The sequence below is a fragment of the Acinetobacter sp. 251-1 genome, assembly GCF_030329305.1.
Classification (GTDB): Bacteria; Pseudomonadota; Gammaproteobacteria; order Pseudomonadales; family Moraxellaceae; genus Acinetobacter; species Acinetobacter piscicola_A.
In genome coordinates, this window is record NZ_JACANS010000001.1 from 112,822 (window position 1) to 139,038 (window position 26,217).

29 protein-coding genes and 2 pseudogenes are annotated in these 26,217 nt (G+C 36.3%); 11 read left to right on the forward strand and 20 right to left on the reverse strand.

What is annotated here, in order from left to right; translation table 11 throughout:
• Window positions 1–313 precede the first annotated feature (313 nt).
• Both dcd and HX129_RS00540 read right to left on the reverse strand, forming a co-directional pair.
• The gene (gene dcd / locus HX129_RS00535) at window positions 314–883 is read right to left on the reverse strand and encodes a dCTP deaminase (protein WP_130073897.1); all 570 of its coding nucleotides are present in this window, start codon (window positions 881–883) and stop codon (window positions 314–316) included.
• Window positions 884–997: 114 nt separating this feature from the next.
• Window positions 998–1,591: a LysE family translocator gene (locus HX129_RS00540; protein WP_130073898.1), complete on the reverse strand. Its 594-nt coding sequence runs from the start codon at window positions 1,589–1,591 to the stop codon at window positions 998–1,000.
• A gap of 353 nt (window positions 1,592–1,944) precedes the next feature.
• Here HX129_RS00540 and HX129_RS00545 point away from each other — a divergent pair, with 353 nt between their 5' ends.
• Window positions 1,945–2,490, forward strand: a complete 546-nt coding sequence (locus HX129_RS00545) for a DUF2062 domain-containing protein (RefSeq protein WP_130073899.1) — start codon at window positions 1,945–1,947, stop codon at window positions 2,488–2,490.
• Between the two features lie 3 nt (window positions 2,491–2,493).
• On the opposite strand, the gene HX129_RS00550 is transcribed toward HX129_RS00545, so the two are convergent.
• The 3 genes from HX129_RS00550 to HX129_RS00560 form a co-directional block, all read right to left on the reverse strand.
• On the reverse strand, window positions 2,494–2,850 hold the full coding sequence (locus tag HX129_RS00550; protein ID WP_130073900.1) for an avidin-fold protein: 357 nt from the start codon (window positions 2,848–2,850) through the stop codon (window positions 2,494–2,496).
• Window positions 2,851–2,915: 65 nt separating this feature from the next.
• Window positions 2,916–4,187 (reverse strand): iron-sulfur cluster carrier protein ApbC, encoded by a 1,272-nt coding sequence (gene apbC / locus HX129_RS00555; RefSeq protein WP_286435914.1) that lies wholly within the window; start codon window positions 4,185–4,187, stop codon window positions 2,916–2,918.
• 241 nt (window positions 4,188–4,428) lie between these two features.
• On the reverse strand, window positions 4,429–4,872 hold the full coding sequence (locus HX129_RS00560; RefSeq protein ID WP_286435916.1) for a hypothetical protein: 444 nt from the start codon (window positions 4,870–4,872) through the stop codon (window positions 4,429–4,431).
• Window positions 4,873–5,137: 265 nt separating this feature from the next.
• Between HX129_RS00560 and HX129_RS00565 the strand changes: the two are divergent.
• Window positions 5,138–5,363 (forward strand): annotated as a pseudogene (locus HX129_RS00565) (DUF6500 family protein).
• The gene (locus tag HX129_RS00570) at window positions 5,356–5,700 is read left to right on the forward strand and encodes a hypothetical protein (RefSeq protein ID WP_286435918.1); all 345 of its coding nucleotides are present in this window, start codon (window positions 5,356–5,358) and stop codon (window positions 5,698–5,700) included. The pseudogene HX129_RS00565 and the gene HX129_RS00570 overlap by 8 nt, the downstream one beginning before the upstream one ends.
• A gap of 34 nt (window positions 5,701–5,734) precedes the next feature.
• Here HX129_RS00570 and HX129_RS00575 read toward each other — a convergent pair whose 3' ends face one another.
• Window positions 5,735–6,250: a hypothetical protein gene (locus HX129_RS00575; protein ID WP_286435920.1), complete on the reverse strand. Its 516-nt coding sequence runs from the start codon at window positions 6,248–6,250 to the stop codon at window positions 5,735–5,737.
• Between the two features lie 87 nt (window positions 6,251–6,337).
• A complete protein-coding gene (locus tag HX129_RS00580; protein WP_286435922.1) occupies window positions 6,338–7,138 on the reverse strand; it encodes a hypothetical protein in 801 nt (266 codons plus the stop codon).
• A 164-nt stretch (window positions 7,139–7,302) separates the two neighbouring features.
• On the opposite strand from HX129_RS00580, the gene metG reads away from it, so the two are divergent.
• Complete coding sequence (gene metG, locus HX129_RS00585; protein ID WP_286435924.1) at window positions 7,303–9,360, forward strand: methionine--tRNA ligase; 2,058 nt, start codon at window positions 7,303–7,305, stop codon at window positions 9,358–9,360.
• A gap of 86 nt (window positions 9,361–9,446) precedes the next feature.
• Here the strand turns inward: metG and HX129_RS00590 are convergent, their stop codons facing one another.
• The 6 genes from HX129_RS00590 to HX129_RS00615 form a co-directional block, all read right to left on the reverse strand.
• Window positions 9,447–9,956 (reverse strand): hypothetical protein, encoded by a 510-nt coding sequence (locus HX129_RS00590; protein WP_286435926.1) that lies wholly within the window; start codon window positions 9,954–9,956, stop codon window positions 9,447–9,449.
• 391 nt (window positions 9,957–10,347) lie between these two features.
• Window positions 10,348–11,046, reverse strand: coding sequence for a hypothetical protein (locus tag HX129_RS00595; protein WP_286433147.1), 699 nt, complete (start codon window positions 11,044–11,046; stop codon window positions 10,348–10,350).
• 19 nt (window positions 11,047–11,065) lie between these two features.
• Window positions 11,066–11,647, reverse strand: a complete 582-nt coding sequence (locus HX129_RS00600; protein WP_286435954.1) for a LysE family translocator — start codon at window positions 11,645–11,647, stop codon at window positions 11,066–11,068.
• 151 nt (window positions 11,648–11,798) lie between these two features.
• Window positions 11,799–11,963, reverse strand: a complete 165-nt coding sequence (locus HX129_RS00605) for an NF038215 family lipoprotein (protein ID WP_165353063.1) — start codon at window positions 11,961–11,963, stop codon at window positions 11,799–11,801.
• A 107-nt stretch (window positions 11,964–12,070) separates the two neighbouring features.
• A complete protein-coding gene (locus HX129_RS00610; RefSeq protein ID WP_286435928.1) occupies window positions 12,071–12,715 on the reverse strand; it encodes a hypothetical protein in 645 nt (214 codons plus the stop codon).
• A gap of 27 nt (window positions 12,716–12,742) precedes the next feature.
• Window positions 12,743–13,366, reverse strand: a complete 624-nt coding sequence (locus tag HX129_RS00615; protein ID WP_286435930.1) for a D-Ala-D-Ala carboxypeptidase family metallohydrolase — start codon at window positions 13,364–13,366, stop codon at window positions 12,743–12,745.
• A 220-nt stretch (window positions 13,367–13,586) separates the two neighbouring features.
• Here HX129_RS00615 and HX129_RS00620 point away from each other — a divergent pair, with 220 nt between their 5' ends.
• The 4 genes from HX129_RS00620 (at window position 13,587) to HX129_RS00635 (ending at window position 17,943) form a co-directional block, all read left to right on the forward strand.
• Window positions 13,587–14,135 (forward strand): TetR/AcrR family transcriptional regulator, encoded by a 549-nt coding sequence (locus HX129_RS00620; protein ID WP_286435955.1) that lies wholly within the window; start codon window positions 13,587–13,589, stop codon window positions 14,133–14,135.
• An 11-nt stretch (window positions 14,136–14,146) separates the two neighbouring features.
• Window positions 14,147–15,799, forward strand: coding sequence for an MFS transporter (locus HX129_RS00625; protein ID WP_286435932.1), 1,653 nt, complete (start codon window positions 14,147–14,149; stop codon window positions 15,797–15,799).
• A gap of 73 nt (window positions 15,800–15,872) precedes the next feature.
• A complete protein-coding gene (locus HX129_RS00630; RefSeq protein WP_502872666.1) occupies window positions 15,873–16,994 on the forward strand; it encodes an HlyD family secretion protein in 1,122 nt (373 codons plus the stop codon).
• Window positions 16,995–17,076: 82 nt separating this feature from the next.
• Complete coding sequence (locus HX129_RS00635) at window positions 17,077–17,943, forward strand: 1-aminocyclopropane-1-carboxylate deaminase/D-cysteine desulfhydrase (RefSeq protein ID WP_286435934.1); 867 nt, start codon at window positions 17,077–17,079, stop codon at window positions 17,941–17,943.
• Between the two features lie 49 nt (window positions 17,944–17,992).
• On the opposite strand, the gene HX129_RS00640 is transcribed toward HX129_RS00635, so the two are convergent.
• The gene (locus tag HX129_RS00640) at window positions 17,993–18,337 is read right to left on the reverse strand and encodes a DUF4870 family protein (protein WP_130073915.1); all 345 of its coding nucleotides are present in this window, start codon (window positions 18,335–18,337) and stop codon (window positions 17,993–17,995) included.
• A gap of 191 nt (window positions 18,338–18,528) precedes the next feature.
• Between HX129_RS00640 and HX129_RS00645 the strand changes: the two genes are divergently transcribed.
• Window positions 18,529–19,728: a BaiN/RdsA family NAD(P)/FAD-dependent oxidoreductase gene (locus HX129_RS00645; protein WP_286435936.1), complete on the forward strand. Its 1,200-nt coding sequence runs from the start codon at window positions 18,529–18,531 to the stop codon at window positions 19,726–19,728.
• Between the two features lie 89 nt (window positions 19,729–19,817).
• On the opposite strand, the gene HX129_RS00650 is transcribed toward HX129_RS00645, so the two are convergent.
• The 4 genes and pseudogenes from HX129_RS00650 to HX129_RS00665 all read right to left on the reverse strand — a co-directional run.
• On the reverse strand, window positions 19,818–19,970 hold the full coding sequence (locus HX129_RS00650) for a hypothetical protein (RefSeq protein ID WP_286435938.1): 153 nt from the start codon (window positions 19,968–19,970) through the stop codon (window positions 19,818–19,820).
• 163 nt (window positions 19,971–20,133) lie between these two features.
• Window positions 20,134–20,322, reverse strand: a complete 189-nt coding sequence (locus HX129_RS00655) for a hypothetical protein (RefSeq protein ID WP_218946308.1) — start codon at window positions 20,320–20,322, stop codon at window positions 20,134–20,136.
• Between the two features lie 69 nt (window positions 20,323–20,391).
• Window positions 20,392–22,026, reverse strand: a complete 1,635-nt coding sequence (locus HX129_RS00660; RefSeq protein WP_286435941.1) for a mechanosensitive ion channel — start codon at window positions 22,024–22,026, stop codon at window positions 20,392–20,394.
• 264 nt (window positions 22,027–22,290) lie between these two features.
• Window positions 22,291–22,425, reverse strand: a pseudogene (locus tag HX129_RS00665) (hypothetical protein); the annotation flags it as partial.
• Between the two features lie 154 nt (window positions 22,426–22,579).
• Between HX129_RS00665 and HX129_RS00670 the strand changes: the two are divergent.
• Window positions 22,580–23,002, forward strand: a complete 423-nt coding sequence (locus HX129_RS00670; protein ID WP_130073918.1) for a hypothetical protein — start codon at window positions 22,580–22,582, stop codon at window positions 23,000–23,002.
• 69 nt (window positions 23,003–23,071) lie between these two features.
• Here the strand turns inward: HX129_RS00670 and HX129_RS00675 are convergent, their stop codons facing one another.
• Window positions 23,072–23,833 carry a ferredoxin--NADP reductase gene (locus tag HX129_RS00675; protein WP_180045873.1) on the reverse strand — a complete coding sequence of 254 codons (762 nt, stop codon included), beginning with the start codon at window positions 23,831–23,833 and terminating at the stop codon, window positions 23,072–23,074.
• Between the two features lie 167 nt (window positions 23,834–24,000).
• Between HX129_RS00675 and gigC the strand changes: the two genes are divergently transcribed.
• Window positions 24,001–24,900 (forward strand): LysR family transcriptional regulator GigC, encoded by a 900-nt coding sequence (gene gigC / locus HX129_RS00680; RefSeq protein WP_130073920.1) that lies wholly within the window; start codon window positions 24,001–24,003, stop codon window positions 24,898–24,900.
• A 39-nt stretch (window positions 24,901–24,939) separates the two neighbouring features.
• Here the strand turns inward: gigC and HX129_RS00685 are convergent.
• A partial coding sequence (locus HX129_RS00685) for a hypothetical protein (protein WP_286435944.1) occupies window positions 24,940–26,217 on the reverse strand: 1,278 nt, incomplete at its 5' end.

Genomic DNA, 26,217 nt, shown 5'->3' on the forward strand with positions numbered 1-26,217 from the left:
CATATTTTATTTTTCTAAAATTTCTTTGTTTTGAACAAATGACCATCTTTTTGTTCAAATAGGGCAATAATCCAATTCTGCCAACCTTTTCTCATTTTCCATTATGCTGAAAAATTTATCAAATGCAAAAAAAATACGATTTATCGTCCATTTTTCCGACAAACGTATGTTTATATAAAAAATCATAAATTAAATCAATATATTACATTTAAATAAAATCCACATTTCCACGATAAAATCGTATGTGCTGAATTAATATTTATATACAAAAAAAGCAAGTGAGTGACACTTGCTTTTAAATGCTAAGGAGCTTTTAAGCCTTAGGTAAAGTCACACCTCTTTGACCTTGGTATTTACCACCACGGTCTTTATAAGAGGTTTCACAGACTTCATCAGATTCAAAAAAGAGCATTTGTGCCACACCTTCACCTGCATAAATACGTGCTGGTAAGTTTGTGGTATTTGAAAACTCTAAAGTTACATGACCTTCCCACTCTGGTTCTAGCGGGGTGACATTTACAATAATGCCGCAGCGTGCATAGGTTGATTTTCCTAAACAAACCGTCAAAACATTACGTGGAATACGGAAATATTCGACGGTACGTGCTAAAGCGAATGAGTTCGGTGGAATAATACACACATCAGATTCGATATCGATGAAGCTTTTATCATCAAAGTTTTTTGGGTCGACAATTGCAGAGTGCACATTGGTAAATACTTTAAACTCACGTGCGCAACGAACATCATAACCGTAGCTAGATACACCGTATGAAATTAGCTTTTCACCATTTGCATCTAAACGAACTTGGTTTTCAGCATACGGTTCGATCATCCCGTGTTTTTCGCTCATTTCACGAATCCAACGATCAGACTTAATTGCCATGTATTTTTCCCAAAATGCTTAACTGTATAACTGAATGTACTTTAACTTAAAATGCGTTTGATTGAAATGTTAAGCGCTTTAAAATTCAGGATTGCATGATATTCATACAAACCGCTATAGACTCAAAATTGCCGAATAACCAATAGGCACAGAAAATCCAAACAAGATTACAGAAGCTGTGCGCTGCATATTAAATGGGTTAAGCCAAGCAATTTTATTTGAAGTTAATTTTTTCCCTAAAAAGATCCAAAAGAACGCAATGGGAATAATTAAAACCAAGAAAACGAGCATGTGTGATACATAAGCAGCAAAATTATGCCAAACAAAACTTGGAAAAATTGCAGATGCAAAAAGTAAGGCTTTTGGATTCAGCAAAGTTGCACAAAATAATGCGCTTGGGCGAATAGTCGCCTGAGAATAATTTGGCTGTCGCTCTGCCTTATCCCAAAGTTTAAATGCTAAATAAATAATAAATACTGCACTAAACAATTTTAAAATGACAGGAATCATCGGAAATTGTTTGGCTAAACTGCCAATCAAAGCACCCCAAATCGTAATCGAAATAAAATAACCCAATGCTTCCGCAGGAATCAGGCTTAGAGATTTACGCACCCCCACTTGGATGCCAGAAGATGCCAACAATGTGTTGGTCGGACCCGGAGTCAATAAAATGGTGACAATGAGCCCAATAAAAAACCATGAAATCATTAAATGACCTCACTAAATCATTGAGCGCAGATTAAATCAGTTGCTCAGACTTATCAAAAAAATAATTGTAAGTAGAGATCTAAATTTTGGAAAAATATTGAAAATAATATTAAATATCAATAAAATAAAAAATATTTACAATTTATTACTTTTAAGTCATTTTATCGTAACAATCGAGATAAACTTTTATTTTTGAACATTATTTATGCAAAAAACTGAATATTCTGTACTTTTAAGCCATTTTTCAGCTGAGCTTATTATGATTTATTCATATTTTTAGAGAAATAACATTTTCCTATTGTTTTTATAAACAATCATGCACAATAACCTCTTACGATTTACGTTTAATGATTATGGCGAAAAATTTCTTCAAATCATGGCTTCCTTCCCCAGAAAAAGTCAATCATCTGAAAATTATGAAAATTTTCGGTCAACATACATTGAACCCTCAGCTTTGGTATGTGAATCGTCGCTCTATTTCCAATGCCATGTTTATTGGTACATTTTGGGGTATCCTGCCAATTCCCTTACATAGTGCTTTAATTATTTTAACAGTCTTAATGTTTGAGGCGAATTTGCCTATTGCCTTACTCTTGGCGTGGATTATGAACCCATTTACGGTTGTTCCTATTCTCATTTTTGCCTTTTGGATTGGTGCAAAAATTTATCAAGTGAAAATGATCAATCAAGACATGCTTCTAGGTGTATTTCATCAAATTATTCATTGGATTCAAAACTTTGGTCATGGGCATATTGATTTTAGTCTAGCTAAAATCTTAGCCACAGGTTTATTTTTTGAAGCTTTATTGTTTGCGATTTTATTTTTTCTCGGTACACGTATTTATTGGCGTTGGAGTGTCGTGCGCAAATGGCAAAATCGACATTTAAAATTAGACTAATTTTTAATTCAAGACCACTTCAATCAATTCAGAATATCCTGTGGATAAATCACCATTTAACCATTGCCAATTTTCAACCAGTTTGATGACATCGTTTTCTAATAATTCGATTTTGGTTTGACACTTTCCTGTACGTAATTCACCAGAAACTGTTAAATGTTGATAACAAATTTCAAAGCGATCATCAGACAGCATTTGCCCGATAATTGAGCCAATTTGTACCACACCACCCTCATATTTTGCGGTAATAACTTTACCTTTTTGTGTGTAATAAAACCGTGTTGCACCATTCACATCACCATTCGCTGTATTGGCAAGGCTCATAAATACTTTATTATTGAGTAAATTTAAATTTTTCATCGTCTGATCCCACAGTTTATCATTGTCCTACGCCATGACAAAAAGCAAGGCGTAGGATGACAATATCAGAAAATTCTTTGTGGGTCTTTTTCGACTTTAGTCAGTGATTGGGCAATTTTTTCTGCTATCGCAATATAGTGAGGTGCAGCATCATCTCCAACCACCACAGAAGGCTTACCTGCATCTACATTTTCACGAATTTGCACATTTAAAGGTAAGCGCCCAAGCAGTGGAATGTCATATTGTTCCGCAAGCTGATCACCGCCACCTGTACCAAAGATTTGCTCTTCATGACCACAGTTCGAGCAAATATGTGTAGACATATTTTCGACTACACCTATCACTGGAATTTGTGCTTTATTAAATAATTCAATGCCTTTTACCGCATCCATTAATGCGACGTTTTGCGGTGTTGTTACAATCACTGCTCCTGTCACTGGTATACGCTGCGCCATCGTTAATTGGATATCCCCTGTACCTGGTGGCATATCAATCATCAGCACATCTAAGTCAGGCCATAATGTTTGATTAAAGAGCTGCATTAAAGCGCCTGTTGCTTTTGGTCCACGCCAAGCGACAGGTGTATTTTCTTTACCAATCAAATGCCCAATAGAAAGCACTGCCATGCCATAAGCTTCAAGCGGGACAAAATTTTCAGCTTCAATCATTGGGGTTTGCCCCGAATTTCCAAGCATAGTAGGAATACTCGGTCCATAGATGTCTGCATCGAGCACACCGACTTTTAGCCCTAATTTTTGTAAAGCCAAAGCTAAATTTACAGTCGTTGTCGATTTACCTACACCACCTTTGCCTGAAGACACCAAGATGACATTTTGAATCCGTGGATGCTTAGGTACATCACGTTGTTGGGGTGCGGCTTTTTGGATAGGCGGATTATTGGGATCATTTTCAGCTTGTGGCTGCGGTGCTGAAGCATCAACGACAGGCGGTAACTTTTGGCTTTGATTCTGAGTTTGTGGTTTAGAAGAACAGCTATGACCTTCTTTGCCATGTTGATCACTTGAACAGCTATGACCGTGTTTATGATCATGTTGAATTTTTTGTTGGATCACATGCATATTCAATTCTTGAATACCACATTTTTCCAAAGCATCAGCCAAATCATCATGAATTTTTTGTAAATGTTCAGCTTCCTCAGGAAAAGTATTAATCGTAATTTGTAAAACTTGCCCTTGTACATTGACCTGTGTAATACGATCTTTTAAGGCATTTTTTGAGTTTGGCAAAATATAATTTTGAAGCACATGTTGGATTTCGTCCTCTTTCACCTCTTGTGCAGGAGAAAAAACCGATTTTAAAGAAGAAAGCCACGACATATATTTGCTCCAAAAAGTGAAAATGCACCTAAAACACCTATAGTCTATCTGTAAATGAAGCTTAGGTTAAGTGAAGTTATATCAAGCTTTTTGAATGTACTTATAAATCTTAGTCATTTGGTTGGTTTTAGTTTCATTTTCATCATCAAAAATGAATAAAAATTAGATTCTTAGTCTTTAAAAATGCACTTCATTCATCTCAATAAAGTGCATTTTTTAAATCGCTTCAGCAAATTTCACATTAAACTTGTTGATCTTTATCTTGCTCATCCACTTTTGCCGAATCCTCTTTTTTGAATGAATTAATTTTTTCAGTTGCAGCTTTTTTTAATTCGTCAAATTTCGTTGTCGCTTGTGCTTTGAGTTCATCAAACTTGACCGATGCTTCTTGCTTCAGTTCATTGGCTTTAAGTTTAGCCTCTTCAAACTTATGTGATGCTTCAGTTTTCAAATGCTCTAATTTTTCCTGTGCCTGCTGCTGTGCATCACTCCATTTGGCTTTAGCATCCTCTAACTGTGAATGTGCAGCATCTGACTGTTCTGCACTCTCTTGTTTAAGATCATGTTTTAAATCATTTAGTTTTTCTTCACCTGCAAGTTTTGCCTCATCTGCTTTCAACTTAAGATCATCTTTTAACTCAGATGCTTTTTCTTTTAAATCATTCACTTTTTTTTCAATTGTCATGTCATTATCCTCTGAAGTATCGGTATGCTGTAAATTTTAAGCTTAACAATGCTTATCAATGATTTAGTTATACACTGTTTTTACAGTGATGAATTATTACACAGCAATTTGCAATAAATACCATACGCAATGTTACGTATGTAACTTTTTGCTACTCTATTATTTATAATCTATTTTTAAATCATTGACGAATCATTTATTGCGCTGAACTTTTTCAATTTTAAGATAAGATGCTAAATTCTATATGATCATGATGGAATAGCTCATGACACCTGAAATGACTCGCAAAATGATTGCGATCTGCAATGAAAAAATTGCGAAGAAAGGTGAAAATGTCGGACTGTCTTTTTTATGCGTTTTTTGCTAATAAAAATGATGACCCCAAAACTTTAATGCAAGTTGCAACCTAGTGGATTCAAACCCACAAATTAGATCATTTTGAAAAAGCTATCAAAATTAAGCTTTTGGTTCAGAATAAAATGGATGAATAGACTTATACAACACCATTGGTGGGGAATTGAGTTACATTCAGCTATTGTGACATACAATACCCTTTCATGGCTCAGTGATGCTTATCAGTTAAACTCACAATCCTTCTATGAATTATCTGAGGATTTATTACAAATTGAATTTCCTCAAAAAGATTTGATCATCGATGTCGGTTGGTATAACCCTTTTGGCACTCGAAAAGGTTTTTTTCGTATAGTCGTGATTAAAAATATGGACTGGGAAAAACCATTATTCATTAAAAATTTTAGAAAAATAAATACACTGAAACAGCAAGTTTCAATGCTGATTCAAACTATTGAACAAGGTCAATTTCAATAAAATGCAATCTGAAATAAGAGGTTATTTGTCATTTTTATAGTGGTGGAAACTGTAATCGTTTATATTTTCGGAATAATGGCAAAGCAGGTTTAAACACCCATTTTTTATTTAATATTTTCAAATAGATATAATTTCCACTCCAAATACCAATCAACAAGGGTACAGCAAAAATACTCAGACTGATAACCGCGAAAATCAGGCTTTCCATGATTTCAGCCATTCTGCCATCCAGAAATTGAAACAAGAAAATCAGACTCAGCCAAAGTGGAGAAAAGTAATGTATAACTTTAAAAAAACGTTGTATTTCAAATATTTTATGTGGCGTTTTTAAACACCTAAACAGCAAGCAAAAACTAAAAAATGCCATGATCATTAAAAAAGGCGTGAGATAGAGCATAACTTCTATACCCCGTTGTGCACTACGCGCTGAAGCAGCCACAAATAAATCGCCATGGTAAAAGTTTAAAAACAAACAAAAAGGGATCACAAGACTAAATACCGACACGATACTGGCGAAAAATGCCGAAAATAATAATGACCAAGATCTCATTTTTATGATCCTTTTTGAACTTGGTCTTATTCTGCCTGATTAAATTGTGATTTATATGAGAGAAATGTGAAATTTAAGTGAATTTGCTTAAGATTTAACTGCCCCCATAAAACTGATTGCACCAAACAACCAAATAAACAAGACAAAACAACGCCCTTGATGAAAATGATTTAAATCAGTGCCATGTAAAATATTATGCCGTGTTGCTGTGACTATAGAACTGGTATCCATTTTATAGGCAGCAAGTTCTGAGAAATACGGGTTTAGCTCATGCGCAATTTTTGCCTTATGCCACAAGCTCTTAATTTCATGACCTTTTAAACCAGGTACAATTTTATAGACATCGACAAATTTACTGTCTTGCTGTTTTAAATAACCATGTTGAAGCAAAATATCAGTGAGCAAACCTTCCAATTGTGCATACAATATTGGCGCACAACCTGCATAAAAACCCAGTTCGTACAATTTAAATGCTTCTTGAATCACATTTTTGCGTAATGCTTTATTGTCACCGATTTCTAAGCGATCGAATACTTGAAAAAATTCAGTTTGAAAATGCTCGGTATTGACCACTTCTAAAAGATTAAAGCTTTTTAAATCTTCAACGCGATGAATATCCTGCCAAAAATAGAGTAAATACAATGCATCATTGGCGACCTTCGCATCCAATTCCTGATTTAATTCGTCTGCAAGTACAGCAAAATAAGGCTCCTCCTCTGCCAATTGATGTAAGCATTTCTGTAAATAGCCATATTCATCTTCTGCAATCTCTTCAAGATAGAACTGTGCTTCTTTTAAGATCTGTTTTCCAAGTTGTTGCTGGCTGCCTTTATTTTGTGGAATACGGGTGACAGGTTGGTCAAAATCAAAATCGTCATCATAAATCATGGTCTTAGCACTTTTCCGAAATCAGGCAAGACTCAATATCATAATGTATTCATAAGACAAAAAAGTGATTTAAAAAACATTTCACCTATTCTGTTGTGCATCTTGCTAGCAATTACGCTAAAATCAATGCCCTTGCATTAACTTTGAGAAAGAGAGTTATATCCGTGCGAAATATTTTAGTCACTAACGCCCTTCCATACGCAAATGGTCCTATTCATATGGGTCATTTACTCGGTTACATCCAAGCAGATATCTGGGTTCGTGCCATGCGTGCAATGGGTCATAACGTGACTTATGTCTGCGCGGATGATGCACATGGAACAGCCATCATGCTGCGTGCAGAAGCGAACGGGATTACACCTGAAGCGCAAATTGCCAATGTGCAAAAAGAACATATCCGTGACTTTGATGGCTTCGGCGTACATTTCGACCATTATGATTCAACCAACAGTGACGAAAATAAAGCACGTTCTTCTGAGATTTATATCAAAAACCGTGAAGCGGGCAATATTGCAATTCGTCCTGTGACACAGTTGTTTGACCCTGAAAAACAAATGTTCTTATCTGACCGTTTTATTAAAGGGACTTGTCCAAAATGTAAAGCAGAAGATCAATACGGCGACTCGTGTGAAGTTTGTGGTACAACATATAACGCAACAGAATTATTAAACCCTCGCTCAACCTTGAGCGGTGCAACGCCTGTAGAAAAATCATCTGATCATTACTTCTTTAAACTGCCAAATTTCTCAGAATATTTGCAAAAATGGACACGTGATGAAAATCGCTTACCTGTGTCCATTGCCAACAAATTAGATGAATGGTTTGAAGCAGGTTTGTCTGATTGGGATATTTCGCGTGATGCGCCATATTTTGGTTTTGAAATTCCTGATGCACCAAACAAATATTTCTATGTTTGGGTCGATGCGCCGATTGGTTATATGTCAAGTTTTGAAAACTACATCAAAACCAAACGTCCTGACTTAAGTTTTGATGATTATTGGAAAAAAGATTCACAAAATGAGGTGTATCACTTCATTGGTAAAGACATCGTTTACTTCCATGCATTGTTCTGGCCTGCAATGCTAGAAGGTGCCAACTACCGCACCCCGACAAGCTTGTTTGTGAATGGCTTCTTGACTGTCAATGGTCAAAAAATGTCAAAATCTCGTGGTACGTTCATCAAAGCGGAAACCTATTTACAGCATTTAAACCCTGAATATTTGCGTTATTACTTCGCATCGCGTTTGTCAGATAAAGTTGAAGATTCTGATTTAAATCTTGATGATTTCGTTCAAAAAGTAAATTCTGACTTGGTTGGTAAAGTGGTAAACATCGCCAGCCGTTGTGCAAAATTCATCAATACTAAATTTGACAATAAATTATCTGCGACTTGTGCAGAGCCTGAGTTGGTACAAAGCTTTATTGATGCAGGGACATCGATTGCTAAAGCCTATGAAGCGCGTGAATTTTCGACTGCAATCCGTGAAATCATGGCACTTGCAGACCGTGCCAATCAGTATATTGATGAGAAAAAACCGTGGGCACTTGCGAAGATTGAAGGTGAAGAGCAACAAGTCCATGACGTTTGTTCTGTCGGTATTAACCTATTCCGTCAATTGGCGGTTTACCTTGCACCTGTGTTACCGACACTTGCAGCACAAGTTCAAGACTTCTTAAAACTTGAATCTTTCGATTTTGCTTCAGCTGAAAGCATTTTGGTTGATCATGAAATTGCACAGTTCCAACCGTTAATGCAACGTGTTGACCCGAAAGCAGTTGCGGCCATGGTGGATGCGTCTAAAGAATCGCTAGGTGCTCCTGCTGAAGCACCAAAAGCTGAAAAGAAAAAAGAGAAAGCCAAAGAGAAGAAAGCTGAGCCTAAAGTGGGTGAAGCTGAAATTATCGGTATCGACGACTTTATGAAAGTTGACCTACGTGTAGCGGAAGTTTTAGACGCTGCTACGGTTGAAGGTTCTGACAAGTTGCTTCAACTCACGTTAAATGTCGGTGAAGCTGAACCACGTAATGTATTTAGCGGTATTCGTGAGTTCTACCAACCTGAAGACTTAAAAGGCAAATTGGTGGTGATGGTGGCAAACCTTGCACCTCGTAAGATGCGTTTTGGGATTTCAAACGGTATGGTTTTAGCTGCAGGTAATGGCGAAGGTGTTTGGGTGATTTCACCTGAAACTGGTGCTAAAGCAGGCGATAAAGTGTCTTAAGGTTTTAAATCTTAGATAAAAAGCCTCTACAATGTAGGGGCTTTTTTATGAAACATGAAATTTCATTATTCATATTTTATAGAGAATTATAAATTAATATTTCCATCACATTTAAAAGTGGTTTTTTCAACTAACTCGATATCAGATCCTGTACTAATAGAGGCATTATCAACATCAGCATCATAATGATTTTCAAAAAATTTAAGCTCAATAAGTTCTATATTTGCTTTACCTTTATAATAACATTGCTTTTCATACTGCATTTCTTCTTTAGGTATAACTGCTTGAGGATTATAAATTGCCAACTTATTTAAAATAGGCAACCATTCATTCTCATCATCTGACTCGGCGTTATGTAATTTTGCAACCACGATATTTCCTGCTATTTTTGCGGGTGATATTGGCTGTAATAATTTTAATTCTAAGATACTTTCATGTATATCATGATAATAATATAAGAATTCAACCAATGATGTTGTACCATCACGTTTAGATTCATAACTAACCATTTTCGTGCTTTCAGCAAAATTTTGTGCAAAAATAGAAGGTGAACATCCTAAGATGAACAATATAAATAAGAATTTAAAACTAGACATAATTGACTTTTAAAATAAAATTAAACACTTATATTATAAAATAAATATTTTAATTTAATATATTTTTATAAAAATGCATTTCATATCTTCATTAATTAATTTAAATACATATTTTGCATCAAAAAGCCTTAAAAATAAGTCTAATAATCCATTTTTTAAAGATAACTAAAAAATGGAACTTCAATCATGAATATCTTGATGATTATTAAAATATCAGAGGCTCAAATCACTCTCAAACATCTAAAAATTTTGACTATCCCACTCACTACCAAAATGATCAAAATCCAAAGTTACAATAATTGTCATTTATAAAAGTCAACCAATATAGCTCTAATTTTCATCATCTCTGAAAATTAAGACATCAATTAATTCTTTTAATTCTATTTGATTGTTAATAATACAATGCACCTTGTACTTGCTTATCAGCAACTGATATTTGTGAAATCGGCCTCAGTTTTTCACCCATTTTTAATAAATTTTGTATAAAAATATTCTGTAGAGGCGTTAATTCTACTTTGCACACTTCACATTGATAGCTATAACTCACCGAATTATTCATAAAAATGAGAGAATATCCCTCTCTATTCTTCACAAATAAAAACTCATCTTTCACATATTCGGCACTTTGTGTCAAATACAAATAATCATCCCATTCATAATAAGAAATTTTAGATCTATCTAGATTAAAATAACCTTCTAAGCGCTTATCATTAGATACATGAAGCTGAGATAAAATTTCAATTATTCGATGAACTGAAATTATTTTCACCCTAAATTTTTTCTCAGTTAAATACCCATATTCATTTCTAAGCCATTCCCCTTCAACCAGTTCAGCTTTTATTACATGCGCTTTCAATACCTCAGTTGGTCGATCATCTAGACCATTAAGTTCAGCATGAGGTGGAAGCCAAAGCAAATCATAAAGACCATTTTGAGTCTGCTCAGCTTCAGAATCCTGTAAGGTAATCTCATAGCATTCACCTACTTTGGGCAAAAGCTCAGACAATTCAATAATTGATTGCCAGCTTAAGTCCCATTTGGTTCGTGTCCAATTTGCCGATGCAAGTAATTCAATTTTATTCTGATTCATTGCTAGCCTTATGGATGGATTACTTCATCCCAAAAATTAATTTCAAGCCAAGCACCGTCATCACCCCACCTGCAACACGGTCAAACACTTTCTTAAACTTCAAATACACACGACGCGGCTTTTCGGCAGACAAAGCAACTGCAACGAGTGAATACCAACCTGCATCAATAAAGAAGCATAGCATTGGTAAAACTACATAAAAATAACTTGGAATCTCTTTCGGTAAAAGTGCAGTAAAAATACTGGCTAAAACAATCGCAATTTTCGGATTACTCATCTGCGTAATCAAACCTAAACGATACGCTTGTTTATAACTCATTACAGCAGTTACACCATCTGCCTGTTCCATCGGCTCTTTGGCATGTTTAATAATTTTATAAGCTAAATAAAGCAAATACAGACCACCACAGATTTTTAAAGCCAAATATGCAGAGGGCACAGCAAGTAAAATTGCCTGTAAACCCATGACTGCCAACAAGCCAAAAATTGCTGCGCCTGTACCCGTACCTAAAGCAGTAAAAAGACCATGCTTACGTGAAATCGCAATCGAGTTTTTTGCTACATAAATAAATGTAGGACCCGGACTTATTGCACCTAGCATTAGTGCTAAAGTAATCGAGCCTAAAACAATCAAAGATTCCACGAAATCTACCTAAATTAAATTTTGAACTATTTTAACCGATACTAAAAAGAAATAACGAACTTATTTATATTTTCTTCCCTCTATAAATTTTCAAAATAAATCTGAAAAATTAATTTTGGGCAAGCAAACGATAATCTTTGTCATGCACAGGTACACCCCCGATGATCATAGTACGAGATTGTTCCTGCATTTTCTGAGCTGTAGATTCTTGTGCGCTACAACCGACTAAAATAAAAGTGAATAATAAACTGAATGTGATCGATATTCTTTTCATGACATATCCCCTGTCATTTTCTTATCCATTCAGCATAGCAGCTTTGATTAAAAATACAGCAAATAAAGATTACTAAATTGTTTTAATTTTATACAAAATGAAATTTGTTAATCCATCACAATTCTATAATTTGCAGCACAAGGATTTTGCACAACTACATTTTGAATTGCCAATTCATGATCCATCGTATAAGTATATTCAAATCTAAAATCACCATTCGTCTCAAAATTTACATTTGATAATGTACTGAATTTTTTAAATTGCGGTACTTTATTATTTAAGACTAAACGTACTCTAAAATCAGGCACACTATAAAATACCAATGAATGAGGCATATTTTTTAAGCCTGTTTCGTAACTTACCATACAGCTTTGAGCCTCATTGATCGCTTGAAAATCTGTATAGTCTTTCCGTTGGTTCTGTGCATTAATCACCGTTAAAATATGCCCTGAACCCGTTGCACCCAATAAAAAACCCATTAACGTTGGACTAAACTGATACACATTGGCTGTTCTCGACCAATCTTCGATTAAAACTTCACGATGACCTTGAGCGTCATATAAAACATAGTCACAGTTATAACCCTCCGTATTACAAAATTCTCGTTGGATTTTGATTTGACCTGCCTGCCCTAAAACCTGTGCTTGAGGATCTGCTTCATAGGCAATCGGTTTAATTTGATTTTTTGCTAAAACCACATGACTATTCATCAAAATCACCATGACCACAAGTGTTTTATAGTGCCACTGCATCGTATATTTTCCTTATTGTGAATGAGCTTAATTATTTAAACACGGCGATGATTTTACAGTGTAATCTTTCCCCCACGTCCGATAGGATTGGGTATCGATATGAAAACGGTTATTGCCATATACGCCAAATCCCATTTTATATCGCTTCCCTTCTTTGCGCCAAAAATCACATAATTTTTTTTGCAATTTTTGACTGTCGGCTTTGTGTGTTTCTTTAGGATTTAAGATATGAAAATCCACTGCAAAATTTTGTAGATGTTTACTTTTTTTAGCACCTTCGACACAGCCATTTAATTCAGGATTTCGATAAGTCGCTGTAATCGTATAGGTTTTAAAATATTCATTTTGATGTAATTTTTCTAATAGTATTAAACTTGATTTGAGATTATTCCAATATTTTTTGGGTGGAATACTAAAGCGTACATGCTCACAACTTTTCGGTACAAAGTTTCGATTGGTCACTAACTCCATCAATGGAGGTGGTGCTTTCATAAAACCAGCAAAAAAGAGCTGATATTGTTTTAAAGCATTTGGGTCTTGCTTTGATTTCCATGCCTGATATTGTGCATTTAATGCTGAGTTTTCTTGTCCTTTTTGACTATTTTGCTGTTCTAGATTGGGCTGTTTTGAACAACTAATCAGTAAAAGCATACTGCTTAGAATAAAACTGCTTCGGATAAAATTTTTTATTCTGATTTTGCTCACAATATGAATACTCTAGTTATTTTAAATCAATAGATTAGCTCAAATATTTTAGATAGTTTTGATATAAAAACATATTTTCATTTACAAAAAAGTACAGAGCCTTTTATTTACAACGGACAAAAATGTCCGTTAAATATAGCTAAACCTTTTGCGTCATCGTCCAATTATGCTTAAACGCCAACAACAAGCCGCTCAAAATCGAGAAATCTTACTTGATGCAGCCCTGACTATTTTTAGAAAACATGGTATTCGTGCGCCACTACAAATGATCATGGATGAAGCAAATGTTGGACGCGCAACCTTTTATCGTAATTTTGCAGACCGTAGAGCTTTAGTCATCGCCTTGATGCAACAAGCTTTGCTGCGCTTAGAAGAACGTGCAGCACAATTTGCTGATCGTCCTGATGGTTTTATTTTATTGATTCAAAATCATGTGCATAACTTGCCCTATTTAACGGCTTTAATGGAATATTGGCGAGTCATCGAACGGCAAGACCCTGTCTTAGTCGACCTTTATAAAAAGCGTGATGAGATCTTACAACCTCTCATTGATTGTGCAATCAAACATGGGGTGTGTCGTGCTGATTTAACACCTAAAGATTATGGTTTAGCGACAGCGATATTACGAGCATCTTTTCAAGGCTTAACTGATGATGAACAAATCAAACTGGCTACCCGTGCTGTTGAATTGTTAATCAGCGGTATTAAAGCCTGAGTTAGCATCCCATGGATCGTACACCTCGTTTACTTGAACCTGCACCCGATTGGACGCCTGAAGAACGCCCTACTTTACCGGGTTCTCCAGCTGCAATTGCGCATTCAATGCCAAAAAAGTTTTTATACTTCTTTATTGGTTTATTTGTTGCACTGATGGGTAGCTTAAGTAATGGTTTTATTACAGCCAATTTACCCTTAATTCAAGGTGAATACTCTCTTACACCAACACAAGCAGCATGGATTCCTGCTGCCTATGTCATGGCAAATATCAGCTCGAACTTGGTTTTATTCAAGGCGAGACAACAATATGGGTTAAGACTTTTTTCAGAAGTTGGGCTCGTACTGTTCATCTGTGCCTTAGTGCTACATATTTTTGTACACACCTTTGAAATGGCGGTCTTTGTTCGTGTAATCAGTGGTTTAGTTGCCGCACCCTTAAGTTCATTAGGCATGTATTACATTATGCAAGCTTTTAAACGTGCCAATTTTGGTCGTGGGCTGTATTTAGCTTTAGGGTTTCAACAGTTAGGTATACCGATTGCATGGATCATTTCCCCGTATATTGTGGATGTCAATGATTGGTCAATTTTTTATACCTTTGAACTAGGCTTGGCACTATGTTGTTTAGCGATGGTAGTGTCACTCAAACTCCCTCGTAGCTTGCGTATTGCTGTCTTTGAAAAACAAGATTTTTTCACTTTTGCCTTGCTTGCACCTGCTTTCGCTCTTATTTGTATTGTGCTCACACAAGGTCCTATCGTGTGGTGGTTTGAAGCAAAATGGTTAGGTTATGTACTGATCCTAGGTTTTACCTTGTTAATGATTGGACTGACCTATGAGCACTTTCGGGTCAATCCCCTGATCATCACACGTTGGCTAGGGACATCCTCTACATTGCGCTTTATTTTAGGTGCATTTGCAATCCGTTTTTTAATGTCTGAGCAAAGCTATGCAGCGGTGAATTTTCTTAAAGCGATGGGTATGGGACCTGATCAATTTGTATCGTTATATATTGTGATCTTGCTTGCGATTGCTTCTGGTACTATTTTCAGCGCTTTGACTTTTAAACGTGAGCGGATTGTGTGGCATCTGCTATTTGCAGTGTCTTTGGTACTGATTGCTTGTGCTTTAGATTATCATCTGACCAGTGATGTCCGTCCTGAAAATTTTTATTTAAGCCAATTTCTCATGGGTTTTGCCAGTGGCTTATTTATTGGACCTTTGTTATTAACAGGTATAGTCAATGCACTGCAAAAAGGTCCTTCGCACATGGTCACTTTTATTGTGTTGTTTTCTGCAACACAAAGTTTTGGTGGCTTAGTGGGCAACTCATTTTTTTCAACATATCAACAATATCGCACTCAAAATTATAAAGTAGAATTGATGAGTGATTTATCTCAAACCGATCCTGTGGTTGCACAACGTTTGGCTTTGTATCAAAAAAATGCCAGTCAATATACGTTAGATCCAAAGTTAGAAGATGTTCAAGCACAACGAAATTTAGACCAAATTATTAGCCGTGAAGCACAAGTACGTGCCTATAACGATGTGATTGCTTTAAATGGAATCTTTGCAATTTTATTGCTGATTTGGGGTAGCCTCAATATTGCACGAACGTATTATCAAAATAAAAAACAGCAAGTACTCAATAATAGCAGTTAGCTTTACTTGCCAACTTAGATGGAGCAGATCCAATTTTTAGCAGATTGAATAGATTGAATGAATGAGTATAACCATGAGCCAAGATCAAAACAGTGAACAAAGCACGACCACAGAAAAAGAGATGACACCGACAGCGCCACAAGCTGTGCCATCGAGTAAATTGATTCCCACCGCCAAACGTACGTTATTTTTCATGTTCATTGTCCTGTTAATGGGCATTGCTTTGATCATGTATGCTTGGAAAATTGGTCCATTTCAAAGTGCTATTGAGTCCACCGAAAATAGTTATGTCAAAGGTAAAACCACGGTTTTATCCTCACAAATTAATGGCTATGTTAAAGATGTCCTTGTCACCGATTTTGATCATGTGAAACAAGGTCAAATACTGATGCACATTGACACTACAACCTATGATCAAAAAGTCACACAAGCAAAATCAGGTGTAGATCAAGCACAAAATAATCTATCCAATCAAACCCAAACTATCGAACAACGCAAAGCAGATATTGTGGCAGCACAAGCCAAAGTTGAACAAGCGCGCGCAGCTTATGAACTCTCAATCGCACAACAGCAACGCTATCAACAACTCGGCAATAGTGGTGCCGCTTCAAAGTCTGAACAAGACAAAGCCGCCGCAGATGCAAAAAATAATTTAGCCTTACTTCAACAAGCTCAAGCCAATGTGCTAGTAACACAGCAAGCCCTCAAAACAGCACAAGTTTCTGAAACTGGTTTGGCTGCTCAAGTGACCAATGCCAAAGCACAGCTCGACCAAGCCGTGACCACCAAAGACTATAGTGTAATTCGTGCACCCATGGATGGACAATTAGGTGAAGTCAATCCTCGGGTTGGACAATATGTTGCCGCAGGTACACAACTGATGTATCTGATTCCACAACAAAGATGGGTGACTGCAAACTTTAAAGAAACCCAAATTGCCAAAATGAAAATTGGTCAAACTGCAACATTTACTGTTGATGCAATGAATCATCAAAAATTCACAGGAAAAGTTGAAGAAATATCACCTGCCGCAGGCTCAGAATTTAGTGTGCTTAAAGCAGATAATACAACAGGTAACTTTACCAAAGTGGTACAACGAATTTCTGTGCGTATCGCGATTGATGCCAATCAAAAAGGTTTAGAGCATTTACGTCCAGGAATGTCAGTGGTCACAAGTGTCGATACAAACTCTTAGTATGGTATGTCAGAATATCTTTTTAAAGCCTAAGGTTTTTAATGGTTACAATAGGCTTAAATTGTTTTGATGATCACTGTACATGTTTGATGATATTGCCCAAGGTATTACAGATCAGCAGATTTTTGTTGATGCACCTATTCGACTGACCATTCGGCGGCTTGATCAGATTCATCCGCAAATTTCAGGTAATAAATTTTTTAAACTGAAATACAACTTTTTAGCAGCCCAACAACAAGGCAAAACCTCACTGATCACTTTTGGTGGTGCATTTTCCAATCATATTGCGGCTACGGCTTATGCTGCAAATCGCTTTGGCTTTCAAAGTATAGGCATCATTCGTGGTGAGGAACTTGCCACTCAGCCACTCAACCATACGCTTGCGACAGCACAAAAATTGGGTATGCAACTTCACTTTGTGTCACGTAAAGACTATCGTTTAAAAGACAGTGCCGCTTATTTAAATGCACTTGAAACCCAATATCCAAACAGTTATATCATTCCTGAAGGTGGAACAAACGCTTTTGCCATCCAAGGTTGTACTGAAATATTATCTGCGAATGACCTAAATACTTACGATGTAATTTGTTGTGCGGTGGGTACAGGCGGTACGATCACAGGTTTAATCGAAGCCAGTACAGCACAACAACAAATTTTAGGATTTTCCGCGTTAAAAGGAGATTTTCTCAGCACCAATGTCGCACAGATGACAGAAAAAAGAAACTGGAAAATTTTAGATCATTATTGCTGTGGTGGGTATGCCAAGACGACCATTGAACTCTTACAATTTATTGAAAATTTTCAAAAAAAATATCAGATTCCACTTGAGTCAATCTATACAGGAAAAATGCTTTTGGGTATTTTTGATTTGATTAGTCAACATTATTTTGCAAAAAACAGTCGAATTTTGGTGATTCATAGCGGCGGTTTACAAGGTAGATCTTTATAAGCTACTGTTTAATTGCAAATCGCCACTTAAAAATCAAATGACCGTAGAATTAGTTTTGCACGAGCTTATTATCATTCAAAGCAATCAAACCTTTGATTAAACGATAAACATCCCAAATAAATACAACCAATAAAATCACAAAACCAACCAAAACAACGGCTAAAAGTGCACCTACGATATAGCCTACCAAACTGATCCAAAAGGTTTTGATTTGATAATTCACATGACTTTCTAGCCATGTACCACGCATATCATCACGTTTAACATAGTTCATAATAATTGCAATAAGCCATGTAAAACCGACCACATAACCTGCAAGATACAAAATATATGTGATTTGATTATATTGTTTTAAAGATGCAATTTCTGCATCTGTCTTTGTTAAATGATTCATGATTTTACCTTATATTTATGTACACTATTTATACTACAAAACATTTTAAGTTTCATTTAAGCTGTCGTACAAAAGTATATTATTTGCAAATTTGTTTTACCTTAGGGCTTTTATTTCATCCTGTGATCACTGAAATTTCATCGCATTTTGTCTATAATGCGCTGCTTTCCTATTTTGATTTGAGTGTATTTATGTCTTCCAACGCCTATGATGTTGTTGTCCTTGGTGCAGGTGCTTCGGGCTTAATGCTTGCAGCCAAAGCCGCACAACGAGGTCGCAAAGTTTTAGTCGTGGAAAAAGCCAACAAAATTGGTAAAAAAATCCTAATGTCTGGCGGTGGTAAATGTAACTTTACCAATCTCTATGTCGAGCCTGAAAATTTTATTTCGCATAATCCCCATTTCGTCATTTCAGCACTCACTCGTTATACCAACTGGGATTTTATTGGAATGGTCTGTGAATATGGCATCGAGTATGAAGAACGTAAACACGGGCAACTCTTTACGCTCAATGGCGCCAAAGAAATTTTAGCCATGTTACTCAATGAATGTGAAAAAACGGGTTTGGTCGAAATCAAAACCAGCTGTGAAGTCAAAGCAGTCAATGCCATTGATGAACAAAATTTCCAAGTCGTAACCAATATTGGCTACTTCCAAGCACAATCTGTGGTGGTGGCAAGTGGTGGCTTGTCTATTCCAACACTCGGTGGTTCAGACATTGGCTATAAAATTGCTCAACAATTTGGCCATCATATCTTCCCCACACGTGCAGGCTTAGTTCCCTTTACTTTTTCAGATCAATTTAAAGAAGTGACCACGCGTTTAAGTGGGAATGCCGTTGAAGCAACCTTATCGAATGAATTAAATAGCTTTACTGAAGCACTCTTATTTACCCATCGTGGACTCAGTGGTCCAAGTTCATTGCAACTGTCTAACTATTGGAATGTCGGACAAAGCTTTAAAATCGATTTTTTACCTTCAGAAGAATTATTCACATTTTTAAAAGCTAAAAAACAAGCACAACCCAAAGTTCTGCTTCGCACCCTGTTGGCTGACTTATTGCCCAAAAGTGTCGTACTTGAACTGCAAAACTTAATTTGGGCAGAATTTGCAGAGATAGCGATTGGACAACTCAGTGATGAAAAACTAGAAAATATTGCCCAGAAACTACATCAGTTTGAAGTTAAACCCTCAGGGACAGAAGGTTATCGTACTGCCGAAGTCACCTTAGGTGGGGTCGACACCACAGAAGTTTCTTCAAAAACCATGGAAAGTAAAAAGCAAAAGGGCTTGTTTTTTATCGGTGAAATCTTAGATGTAACAGGTCATTTAGGTGGCTTTAATTTTCAATGGGCTTGGGCTTCAGCACATGCAGCTTCAGAATATGTGTAATATGGTATAAATAAAGAGCACTCTTTTAGATGTTGACCTTATGAAACTTCATCCCCAAGTGTGAAGTTTCATAAAAGATCTGCTGACAATTACTCCAAATAATCTGTTCTGAATAATATGATCTGTTGATTGTTTGCAACACGTTGCATTGCAATATTCATCAATACATATTCTGTATTTTCGGTTGTTTCAGCTTTACAAATCTGTTGATAAATATGATGTACAAAAGCAATAATTTTCATTTTAATTCCTTTTTAAATTTCATGTTTTATTGAAACTTCACATTAATATAAATCCAATTTATTTCATAAATATGAATGCTTTAAATTTATCCAATAAAAACAAAATTATCTACATTTTGTACACAATATTTTCTATATATTCACTTAAATATTGTGAATATTCTCACTCTTCTGGTGCTTTTGCTGTTTCATCTGTTTCTTCAGGCTGGATGATTTCTGCTGTATGCGTTTTTTTAGGCTTAGCAAAAACAAACTTATAAGCACTGACTAAAAATCCCACTGTAATTCCTGCAATCACAATAGGAGCAATAAATTTATTCGGCTGTTTTTTTGACACGTTATTTCTCCTCATTTATGTTTCATTTTTCAAATAAAAAGATCGATCAGAACATCCTGATCGATCTTCATCCTAAATTACAGGTTAATTCAGGTCATCTTTTAACGGATAATCAGAATTTAAATCTGCTGCAGGCTTTACTTGATCTAAAGTAGATTGATATTCAGATTCAATGGTCGGTGTATCAGTCGTGACTTGATTTTCTACAGGACTTGCTGTTGTTGATTTTTGAGCCAAAGGATTCGGTTTATTACCTTCTTTCTTTGCTTTATCAATCAAATCCGTCAATACACGCTCCGCAGGTTGACGACCACCTAAACCAAATGCCAAAGCAAACGCAACTGCCACTGCACCCAAAGTTAAGCCAAATGCTAGATTTACAATCGAGTCAGCAATACCCATTGCACGTAGACCCATTGCAATGACAAGCCCCATGATCAGGATACGAACTAAATTACCTAACCAACGTGAACTGTTGTATTCACCGCGTTGCACCACATTTGCCACAAGGTTTGCCAACCAAAACCCGATTACTAAAATCACAGCACCGAGTAAGATATCAGCACCGAACTGGATAAACATCGAGATCAAGCCACTGACTTGCTCGAAGCCTAGACGGTTGGCTGCTTCTGATACAGCAAACAGCATGGTAAAAAATACAATCAGATAACCAACCACGCATGAAATTTTGGTTTGACCGAGAAAACGCTGTACATCGAGTTTTGCAGGAATCTCATCTACACCTGTCCCTGCAATGATTTCAGCAACCAAACGCCCAACAAAGCGAGAAACAACATATGCCACAATTAAGATCAGACCTGCCGCAATAATATGCGGAATGGCATTCATGATTTCAGCCAACATTGCAGTAGCAGGCTGAGAAATCGCTTGAATGCCTAATGCTTCAAATGCCACAATCAATGACGTAATCATCACAATGGCAAAAACAAATGAACCTAGTAGTTTAGATAAACTCCCATTTTTAAATAAACCAATTTTTTCAGCTTGCGCTTGTAGATTTAAACTATTGCTTAACCCTTCTACAATGCCACGTACAATTTTTGCTAAGATATAACCAACAAAAATAACCACACCCGCGATGAAAATGTTTGGTAAATAAGAAATAGCCTCATTGACCATATTTTGCACAGGAATCAATAAGCCTTGTAGACCTAAAATTGACAATACAATTGGAAGGAAAAGCAATAAAATTAACCAATAAACAATATCTGCAATATTGTGACTAATTGGATTTACACCGACTTCTGCACTCAGCTTTTCATCGAGCTGAGTACGGTCTAATAAATTTTTTAGCCCGACTTTGACTAAATTGGCAACAATCCAACCCACAAAACCGATCGCAATGGCGGCAAGAAGCTGTGGAATAAACAATAAAAATTGCTGAATCATGTTACTAAATGGACTGCTGATACTGCTCAGATTGAGTACATTTAATGCACCAATCACCGCGATCACCATCACTACCCAAAAAATAACTCTCGAGACAATATTTTCAATATTTGAACGATGACCTGTCGCATTAGACAATTTTTGGTTTGTGCCTAACTTGGTCAATATCTTTTTAATCCCTGCTGCAATAATCAGTGCAATAATCCATCCCACCAATAAAATGACGATTGCAGCAATAATGGGTTGAAATTGCTCCCAATAATACATGGCATCTAAATGACCACCACGCGCAACTAAAAATTCATTCATTTGTTATCCCCTTTTTTATGTTGAGGTTTTAAGTGGCTTAATTCAATTTCGTTTGATCATTTTTAAAGCACACCCTCACGTTATCTTGTGTTGTTTTTTTATTCAATTTTTAGCAGCATAAATACAACAAATATAAAATTTAAAAACTCTAACGAGCTGAATGCTGTTAGAGTTATTTAGGGTTTTCGATTATGAATTTTCAGCGTTTAAGTATATAAAAATATAATAAACAATAATTTACAAAACAGAATGAGCTTACATCCAATCTGCAAGCATATACACAACTAAAGCAACAAGAAATAACCCCACAAGAATCAACATATACACAGGTAAACGTTTTTTCTGTGTGGTCTCTTCAGTACTTATAACATGTGCTGGTCTAGAAAAGTCATGTTTCATTTCTATACTCCTTCTCCATGTGATGCATTTTTATACTATCAGGTGATCATGTTGCGGTGTGTAAATTAATTTAAATGAAAGTAAAGCGTCTATTTCATGGCAAGATTTTGAATATAAGCTATACTAATGACCCTCTTATTTGGCTATGGACAATATGGCTTATCAACGGCAAAGTGTCTGTTTAGACTTAGACACAGATGTCACTCACCAATGCTTTTTGCATACCACACGTGATGAACATTTAATTGGGATCATTGAGTTTACAAAGCAAAGCTATGTTCTCAAATGGGGAGATTTAGAATATTTTCGCCGCCGTACTGAAGAATTATCCGTCATGCCATTTCCTGACTGTATTAATGCCATGATTATTGATATTCGTAATGTTGCGCCTTTTTTAGATGCAGAAGTCCCGATTATTCCTTGGCGTTTGGTTGAAGAAGAATGTCCGATTCGCATCGTTGTTCCACAAGAGCGTTTAGAGTTTTATTCTGGTTTTTTTGAACCCACATGGCTCAGTACGGACATGGAGTCTGCCATTTATGAATTACGTGAATTTATGGATATGTTCGTACATTAAACATCAAAAAAGAGCATTTATATCATCTATAAATGCTCTTCATTCTAAAATCTAAGCTTTAGAAATATTCTACCAATAATTTTCTACAGCAATATTACCTTCACCACGTCTATTCATGCTCAAACCACGTGCCTTTAAAGCATCTTTGGTGTCATCCACCATTTGTGGATTTCCACACAACATCACGTGTGTCGTTGTAGGACTAAGGTTTAAACCGACTGCCTTTTCCAATTCACCATTTTCAATCAAAATTGGCAAACGATCATGTAAAGCAGCCTGTGGGTCTCGGGTAATAATCGGCACAAATTTAAAGCCTGTGTGCCCTTCCCCAAAAGTCTCAACGATTTCTTGAATACGGTCTACATAAGCCAGCTCAGCAGCTGAACGTACACTATAAACAAGCGTAATAAATTGATATTTCTGCCAAGTTTCAAAGTCTTGTAGCATGGAAATAAAAGGCGCTAAACCCGTTCCTGTCGCCAACAACCATAAATCATGCGGCAAAGGTAATTGATAGCGAGTTAAAGTTAAAAAACCATAGGCCACTTTTTCCAAATACAATTCATCTCCCACTTGTAGATGTTGTAAATTAGAAGTAAATGCACCATCTGGCACAACGATCGAAAAAAACTCTAAGGTTTCCTCGAACGGAGAAGAAACAACAGAATAGGCGCGCACCACCAAATCATCTGCAACTTTTAACCCAATACGTGCAAATTGCCCTGCGGTGAATTTAAAGTGTGCGGGTCGTGTCATGGTGAAGCTAAATAAAGTATTGGTCCAACGGTGTACAGATAAAACCTTTTCTACACTAAATTTTTCAATTGACATGATTTCAACGTGGCATGAATGACTATGCTCATGGTAGCATGTCAGGATAATTTATCGTATTTATTTCAATTGACTTCTTTCATCAAATCCAGTTTTTTGTTCATAAATCACCAATTAAATGGATTTTTAAAGGTTATGAAAAAACGTCTCAGCTTAAGGCTATTCACATGCGCATGACTTTACGTCAACTGGCTGTTTTCGTAGCAGTCGCTCAAGAAGGTACAGTAACCAAAGCCAGTGATGCTGTGCGGCTGACACAAAGTGCTGCCAGTATGGCTTTGGCAGATCTTGAAGATGGGTTGGGTGCACCTTTATTTGACCGCTTAGGCAAAAGACTACAACTCAATGATTTAGGTCGTTTTTTACTTCCACAAGCTTTAGAAATTTTAGGTCGTTGTGAATCTTTTGAACAAGCGGCCAAAGGTGAATTACAAAGTATCGACTTACGTATTGGTGCAACACTCACGATCAGTGATTACTTAATGCCTGATCTAATGGCCGATTTTTTACAAATCCGCCCACAAGCACATTTACAGTTACAAGTCGGTAATACCCGTCAAATGATTGAGGCAGTCAATCAATTTCAATTAGATTTAGCACTCATTGAAGGGTCATGTCATTTACCACAGTTACAATGCATTCCTTGGCGTGATGATGAACTCGCTGTGTGCTGCTCGTCTAACCATCCTTTGGCAAAATTAAATCGTCCATTGACCCCTGAGGATTTTTATACTGTCCAATGGATTTTACGTGAAGAAGGTTCAGGAACACGTGAAGTCTTCGATAATGCGATTTTACAAGATATTCCTGATGCCAATATACGTTTAACACTTGGACACAATGAAGCTATTCTAAAAATTGTCGCAGGTGGTTTAGGAGTATCATGTATTTCTAAATTAGCCATTGAGCCTTTATTAGAAAAACAACAATTGGTTATTTTAAAAACACCTTTTTGGACACTGACTCGCCCGCTATATATGCTGGTACATCGCCAAAAATATCAAGGTCCAGGTTTACGTTCATTCTTGCAGTTCTGTGAAGATCAAGTCGAAATCCATACACATTAACCTCATCATGGTATAGATTAAAATGATCAATGCTGCCGATTATCTTAAGGCAGCATTTTTTTGTGCAGCATTTTTCTTTTCTTGCTCTAATTTATATAAATTCAGCTTAGCCTCTTGCGCTTGTTGGTGCTTTTGATATTTTTGATATGCCAAATAACTCACGGTTGCACCAAGCACTATGATAATCACAGCGATCAAATAAAGTGGATTGACATAAATTTTACGTTGTTTTTTTTCTTTGATGGGCTGCCATTTGCCATATAAAATTTGGGTTTTTAGATTTAGATATACCGAGTTTTCTTTAAAACTTGATATTTCCTTCAGTACTTGCTCCTTCGCTACTCTTGTCTCTATATTATTTTGCTTTACATCACTTTTAGTCACTGCTGCCTTATCTAAATCGACTGTTTTTAAGATTTCAGATGACTCTGTTTTGCTCACAGCACAGGATGTAACATTTTCATGTTCCACTTTAGACTGTTCAGGCACAGCATTGTAATGTGTTAATTTTTCCACTTGATCTGAAGAGACTTCTAGACTTGCTTGTTCTTGTATAATTTCAGGCTGCTTCGAGACATCAATCGGATGCTCAGACGGCATCATGATACTTTTTTGTACTTCGTCACCTGTCTTTAACTCAGTAAAAGGCTCATCCGTAATTTGTATGACTTTTTCAGCGAGATCTACATTTTCAATAATTTGAAAAGATAACTCTTCTTGCTTAACAGATGAAATACACTCTATATCATCGTTGATATTATGCTGTGGTGGATGATGCTCAAATATAGGCATATCTTGTTTTTTTACAACAGAATGATCTAAATCAATTTCTAAATTTGATGAAGCTTGAGAAGCATCAATTTCATGGATCACTATACTTTGAACTGGTTCTAATACTTTAGCCTCAACCTCCAGGACAGCATCCTTGGAATTAACCTCTTGTATAATGCTATCTTGTGCTAAAGACGGTATATCAACTTGAATTTGATCATCTTTCAAAAAAGCGTGGGTTAAGGGCTGTAACTCTACATCGAGCAATGCTGTACTCGAAAGTGCTGTATCGGGTAATGGAGCTTGCTCTAAATCACTTGATGCTATTGCTATTGAGGAATCTCTATCTATCTTAGATCCATGACGATGATCTAAAGTTTTATCAATCTGTGCCTGTGGATGTGAGGAGCTTTCACGTTCTACATCATCTGCTGGAACTGATGATAAATATTCATTCAGTTGCAATTTTGCTTGTGGTGTCAGCTGTCGAATCACTTCCGCAATATTGTTTTGTTCTTCAACTGCTTCAACTACTTCAACTGTCTC

What these genes read in the sequence shown, in the direction of transcription:
- dcd (WP_130073897.1), bottom strand. Translation starts at nt 883, where the DNA reads ATGGCAATTAAGTCTGATCGTTGGATTCGTGAAATGAGCGAAAAACAC.
- HX129_RS00540 (WP_130073898.1), bottom strand. Translation starts at nt 1,591, where the DNA reads ATGATTTCATGGTTTTTTATTGGGCTCATTGTCACCATTTTATTGACT.
- HX129_RS00545 (WP_130073899.1), top strand. Translation starts at nt 1,945, where the DNA reads ATGGCGAAAAATTTCTTCAAATCATGGCTTCCTTCCCCAGAAAAAGTC.
- HX129_RS00550 (WP_130073900.1), bottom strand. Translation starts at nt 2,850, where the DNA reads ATGAAAAATTTAAATTTACTCAATAATAAAGTATTTATGAGCCTTGCC.
- apbC (WP_286435914.1), bottom strand. Translation starts at nt 4,187, where the DNA reads ATGTCGTGGCTTTCTTCTTTAAAATCGGTTTTTTCTCCTGCACAAGAG.
- HX129_RS00560 (WP_286435916.1), bottom strand. Translation starts at nt 4,872, where the DNA reads ATGACAATTGAAAAAAAAGTGAATGATTTAAAAGAAAAAGCATCTGAG.
- HX129_RS00570 (WP_286435918.1), top strand. Translation starts at nt 5,356, where the DNA reads ATGAATAGACTTATACAACACCATTGGTGGGGAATTGAGTTACATTCA.
- HX129_RS00575 (WP_286435920.1), bottom strand. Translation starts at nt 6,250, where the DNA reads ATGAGATCTTGGTCATTATTATTTTCGGCATTTTTCGCCAGTATCGTG.
- HX129_RS00580 (WP_286435922.1), bottom strand. Translation starts at nt 7,138, where the DNA reads ATGATTTATGATGACGATTTTGATTTTGACCAACCTGTCACCCGTATT.
- HX129_RS00590 (WP_286435926.1), bottom strand. Translation starts at nt 9,956, where the DNA reads ATGTCTAGTTTTAAATTCTTATTTATATTGTTCATCTTAGGATGTTCA.
- HX129_RS00595 (WP_286433147.1), bottom strand. Translation starts at nt 11,046, where the DNA reads ATGAATCAGAATAAAATTGAATTACTTGCATCGGCAAATTGGACACGA.
- HX129_RS00600 (WP_286435954.1), bottom strand. Translation starts at nt 11,647, where the DNA reads ATGCTAGGTGCAATAAGTCCGGGTCCTACATTTATTTATGTAGCAAAA.
- HX129_RS00605 (WP_165353063.1), bottom strand. Translation starts at nt 11,963, where the DNA reads ATGAAAAGAATATCGATCACATTCAGTTTATTATTCACTTTTATTTTA.
- HX129_RS00610 (WP_286435928.1), bottom strand. Translation starts at nt 12,715, where the DNA reads ATGCAGTGGCACTATAAAACACTTGTGGTCATGGTGATTTTGATGAAT.
- HX129_RS00615 (WP_286435930.1), bottom strand. Translation starts at nt 13,366, where the DNA reads ATGCTTTTACTGATTAGTTGTTCAAAACAGCCCAATCTAGAACAGCAA.
- HX129_RS00620 (WP_286435955.1), top strand. Translation starts at nt 13,587, where the DNA reads ATGCTTAAACGCCAACAACAAGCCGCTCAAAATCGAGAAATCTTACTT.
- HX129_RS00625 (WP_286435932.1), top strand. Translation starts at nt 14,147, where the DNA reads ATGGATCGTACACCTCGTTTACTTGAACCTGCACCCGATTGGACGCCT.
- HX129_RS00630 (WP_502872666.1), top strand. Translation starts at nt 15,873, where the DNA reads ATGAGCCAAGATCAAAACAGTGAACAAAGCACGACCACAGAAAAAGAG.
- HX129_RS00635 (WP_286435934.1), top strand. Translation starts at nt 17,077, where the DNA reads ATGTTTGATGATATTGCCCAAGGTATTACAGATCAGCAGATTTTTGTT.
- HX129_RS00640 (WP_130073915.1), bottom strand. Translation starts at nt 18,337, where the DNA reads ATGAATCATTTAACAAAGACAGATGCAGAAATTGCATCTTTAAAACAA.
- HX129_RS00645 (WP_286435936.1), top strand. Translation starts at nt 18,529, where the DNA reads ATGTCTTCCAACGCCTATGATGTTGTTGTCCTTGGTGCAGGTGCTTCG.
- HX129_RS00650 (WP_286435938.1), bottom strand. Translation starts at nt 19,970, where the DNA reads ATGAAAATTATTGCTTTTGTACATCATATTTATCAACAGATTTGTAAA.
- HX129_RS00655 (WP_218946308.1), bottom strand. Translation starts at nt 20,322, where the DNA reads ATGAGGAGAAATAACGTGTCAAAAAAACAGCCGAATAAATTTATTGCT.
- HX129_RS00660 (WP_286435941.1), bottom strand. Translation starts at nt 22,026, where the DNA reads ATGAATGAATTTTTAGTTGCGCGTGGTGGTCATTTAGATGCCATGTAT.
- HX129_RS00670 (WP_130073918.1), top strand. Translation starts at nt 22,580, where the DNA reads ATGGCTTATCAACGGCAAAGTGTCTGTTTAGACTTAGACACAGATGTC.
- HX129_RS00675 (WP_180045873.1), bottom strand. Translation starts at nt 23,833, where the DNA reads ATGTCAATTGAAAAATTTAGTGTAGAAAAGGTTTTATCTGTACACCGT.
- gigC (WP_130073920.1), top strand. Translation starts at nt 24,001, where the DNA reads ATGCGCATGACTTTACGTCAACTGGCTGTTTTCGTAGCAGTCGCTCAA.